Consider the following 1,617-nt stretch of genomic DNA (forward strand, 5'->3'; position numbering starts at 1 on the left):
TTATAATCTATTCCTTTCGCGCTCCGCACTCAGGCACAACACCGAATGAAAAAGTGTTGCTTCAAGTTAGGAGCGTTCTTCTATTTTTTGTTAAAATGTATTTGGAGGAGCATAGATACACTACAAATCACGGGGAGGAGAATAAGTGCGGAACTTGTTTCGACCTTGTATAATTATAGGTGTAGCTTAGCTTTACAAGTACAACTAACTGTGTCATTGAGCACGAAAACTTATGTTTGGATAAACGACTCGTTTGTAGAGAGCTTCGCAGTCAATGTCTTCGTCTCCTCTAATTTTTGGGGAGGAGAAATTTACTATGTTAAAAATTGTGCATCCCATCTGTTGTGGGATTGACGTTCACAAATCCTTTGTCGTAGCGGTACTTGCGATAACCAACGATAAAGGCATTACTGAATACAAACGTCACCGATTTTCAACTTTCACTAATCAACTTATTGAACTTCGCAAGTGGTTGGAATACTATTCCTGCTTTGAGGTTTGTATGGAATCTACTGGCAAATATTGGATTCCTGTCTACAATATCCTCGAAGAATCCTGCAATATCTGTCTGGCACATCCCAAATATGTTAAAGCAATTCGGGGGAAGAAAACAGACAAGAAAGATGCGCAGTGGATTGCGGATTTGTTCAAACACGACCTAGTCGCTGGGTCTTTCATACCACCAATCGCTATTCGACAATTACGTGATCTCTTTCGATATCGAATGAAGTTGACAAATTGCCAAACTGGCGAGAAAAATCGTTATCAAAACTGTCTAACTTGGTCAAACCTTCAGATTGCAAGTGTTGTTTCCGATGTGTTCGGAAAAAGTGCTCAAAACATTATCACGAGCATCCTTGACAATCCCAAACAGACACCTGATATCGAAAAGCTTATGCACAAAAGCATGAAAGCATCTGCCGAACAAATGACACGGGCTCTTGACTGTGACTTATCAGAAGAACAGGCAAACAAACTCCGAGTCATCAAGGCACATTTCGATGCCCTAACTTTTTGTAAGAATAATCTAGACCAGATGATTCTTGAATTGGGCAAGGAATTTAAACACCAACAGGAACTCATTCAAACAGTACCTGGTTTTAAAAATCAGATGACGGCGCTCAGAATTATTTCTGAAATTGGCGTAGATATGACACAATTTTCAACACCCGGAAAACTTTGTTCTTGGGCGGGAGTTGTACCTGCCAATAACGAAAGTGCGGGGAAGAAATATTCAACCAGAATTTCTAAAGGCGGACAGTATCTAAAGCCTTTACTCGTACAAGTCGCTAACGCTATTGTACGTTCTGAGAAACACCCTGAGATGAGAAATAAATATCTACAACTCAGGAAAAGACGAGGACACAAGAAAGCGATTATCGCAATCTCTCACAGGTTACTGGTCGCAATTTACCACATCTTGCTTAGAAATGAGCCTTACAATCCTGAGCTTTACAAGCAGATAGATGTTCCTACCAAGAAGCTATCTGTTCAAGGAGCTATCAAATACGCTCAAAAACACGGGTTCAATGTCGCTTAATTTTTTAGTAAGTCAAATAATACTTTTTGTGCGCCCTTTTTCTTGGGGCGCTTCTATTTTGAGTTTTTTTCAAACTT

At 39.9% G+C, this 1,617-nt stretch carries 1 protein-coding gene; it reads left to right on the plus strand.

Annotation, left to right across the window (positions count from 1 at the left end; translation table 11 throughout):
* Window positions 1–316 precede the first annotated feature (316 nt).
* Window positions 317–1,540 (plus strand): IS110 family RNA-guided transposase, encoded by a 1,224-nt coding sequence (locus ACYQ21_RS15500; RefSeq protein WP_460059574.1) that lies wholly within the window; start codon window positions 317–319, stop codon window positions 1,538–1,540.
* Window positions 1,541–1,617 lie beyond the last annotated feature (77 nt).

This window comes from Pseudolactococcus yaeyamensis, from assembly GCF_054658615.1.